The following is a 1,142-nucleotide window of genomic DNA, read 5'->3' as shown; positions in this document are numbered from 1 at the left end:
CTTATATACCGTCTATCTATCCCATCCATTAAACGAATGAATCCGGCAAGTAAAATGAATAGAACCAGAATCATTAGATGTGATAATGTGCTTTCTTCCGTCATTTAAACCGCCTCCTGCTCTTGCTCTTTCTTTAGTCGGTCTATGATGTAGGCTTGTCCTTTTGGTGTTACGTATGTTGTTGTCCATGTAAATGCTTCACCATTCGGTTTCTGTTTAACACCTTGTGCGATTTCAAAGTATCCTTTTTCAACTGCTAGCTGAGTTGGTTCAGTGGATCTTTTGAACATTAACTCCCATTCTCGAAGCTTTGCGAATAACTGGCGTTGGCCAATTTTTACTCCTTGTTTTGTTGCTAACTTTGCAACTTCACTTACTTTCAGTGTTTGTTCTGACTGCATACACGCTTCAGCGAAGACTACTAACGGTTGTTGCTGAACAATTTGTTGTTGTGCTGCTGCAAGCCTTTCTTTTTCTTCTTTTAATTTAGTGAGAAGACCAATTACGAAGTCTGGATTTGTTACTGCTTGTTCCAGGACTTGATCTGTCATGTATGCTCCGTGTTTTCTAATAGAAGGAAGTACTTCTTCAAATACCCATTTTTCGAACTGTTCCGCTTGCGGAAGTTTCGACTTTACGATTAAACGGTATAAGTTAGGTTCATTGATGAATTTTTTATCAACTGTTTGATTCTTCCCTTCAAGAACCACTGGGCAAATCACCCACCCGTCTTCTTTCGTATGTTGCTTAACCGCTTTGTACGGATCAGAATACCCAAGAGCCTTTGCAACATCTGTCGCTGGAAAGTATTCCTTTCCTTCTTTAATGAGAATTTCTAAGTTTCCGAACATGTTATGCGAGAAATTTTTAAGTTCTTTCATTTGGTTTACTCCTTCCATCTTGTAAATCACAGGTTTACTTCAATTGTTAAAAAAAAGTTCTTTCGGATCTTCCTCAAGAGCAATTGCAATTTTTTCTGCTAAGTCTATTTTTAATGTTCTTTTTTCATTTTCAATGTACCAATAGTGCATTTTAGTGATTCCGACTTTATCGGCAACGTCTTGGCAAGACATCCCTTTTTCTAGTCGTTTTTGTTTCAACTGCTTCAAGTTATTTCCTCCCTTCGTTGCCTGTGATTTCAT

At 37.9% G+C, this 1,142-nt stretch carries 2 protein-coding genes; both read right to left on the bottom strand.

The window, feature by feature from the left end:
- Window positions 1-104: 104 nt before the first annotated feature.
- Window positions 105-881: a phage antirepressor KilAC domain-containing protein gene (locus BB045_RS09255; protein ID WP_075140703.1), complete on the bottom strand. Its 777-nt coding sequence runs from the start codon at window positions 879-881 to the stop codon at window positions 105-107.
- Window positions 882-920: 39 nt separating this feature from the next.
- The gene (locus BB045_RS09250) at window positions 921-1,142 is read right to left on the bottom strand and encodes a helix-turn-helix transcriptional regulator (protein ID WP_070861295.1); all 222 of its coding nucleotides are present in this window, start codon (window positions 1,140-1,142) and stop codon (window positions 921-923) included.

Source organism: Staphylococcus sp. MB377 (assembly GCF_001922505.1).
Classification (GTDB): Bacteria; Bacillota; Bacilli; order Staphylococcales; family Staphylococcaceae; genus Staphylococcus; species Staphylococcus haemolyticus.
The sequence above is the reverse complement of the archived record's forward strand: the minus strand, read 5'-3'. Positions and strand labels throughout refer to the sequence as shown.

Excerpts from the sequence above, each read along its gene's own strand:
- BB045_RS09255 (WP_075140703.1), bottom strand. The coding sequence starts at position 881 with ATGAAAGAACTTAAAAATTTCTCGCATAACATGTTCGGAAACTTAGAA.
- BB045_RS09250 (WP_070861295.1), bottom strand. The coding sequence starts at position 1,142 with ATGAAATCACAGGCAACGAAGGGAGGAAATAACTTGAAGCAGTTGAAA.